This is a genomic window from Acidisoma sp. S159 (genome assembly GCF_009766125.1).
In the GTDB taxonomy this organism is placed as follows: domain Bacteria; phylum Pseudomonadota; class Alphaproteobacteria; order Acetobacterales; family Acetobacteraceae; genus Acidisoma.
In genome coordinates, this window is record NZ_LMUG01000083.1 from 2398 (window position 1) to 3232 (window position 835).

The following is an 835-nucleotide window of genomic DNA, read 5'->3' on the forward strand; positions in this document are numbered from 1 at the left end:
GGCCTTCGGCGGGCGACCGGCAGCTTGGACGGTCGTCTGGGATCGGCAAAAGCAGGCACTCGCCTCGGCGTGCGACTTGGACCAAGAGCCAGAGCCGGCTGGGCTTGGCGTCGCATGAAGCACCGGCGCTTTCTCGTTCTGTATCTGCCGCAGGTTGCAACCGACCGCATTCGGCAGAGGGAGCCGGAGCTTGCCGGCGTCCCCATTGCGGCCTGGGACACCCAGGGCAACCGTCGCTTGCTGACGAGCGTCGATGCGCCCGGCACCACGCTGCACGTGGGGCAAGCCCTCGCGGACGCGCAGGCGATGCATCCCGAGTTGGTGCTGCGTCCAGCCGATCCTGACGCGGACAGGGCGTTTCTGGAGCGTCTGGCTCTTTGGGCTGTGAGGTTCACGCCGATCGCTGCGGTCGATCCTCCGGACGGTCTAGTGCTGGACGTAACCGGCTGCACCGAGCTCTTTGGCGGCGAAGCGGCCTTGTTGCGCCAAGTCAGCAACAGCCTCCAGCGTGGCGGCATCGCTGCCCAGGCCGTCATCGCGGGCATTGCGGAGGCCGCTGCTGCCTTGGCGCGCGCCGGGCATCACACCCGGATCGTCGCGGCCGGAGATGACATCGCCGCCGTCGCGCCGCTGCCGCTTGGCGCGCTGCGGCTGTCACAGGACTGCATCACCAGCCTGAACCGCCTCGGCTTGCAGCAGATCGGCGAACTCCTGCGCCAACCCCGCGCCCCACTGTCGCGCCGCTTCGGCCGCCCGGTGATGGATGTGCTCGACGGGCTGACGGGTGATCGCCCCCGCTCACTCTTGCCCGTTCGGCCGCCGCCGGTCTTCGTGC

The 835-nt window shown here is 69.3% G+C and carries 1 protein-coding gene; it reads left to right on the forward strand.

Going from position 1 to position 835, the window contains the following annotated elements; all coding sequences use genetic code 11:
- Positions 1-114 precede the first annotated feature (114 nt).
- The coding region (locus GSQ92_RS26785; protein ID WP_174247852.1) for a DNA polymerase Y family protein at positions 115-835 on the forward strand (721 nt) is incomplete at its 3' end.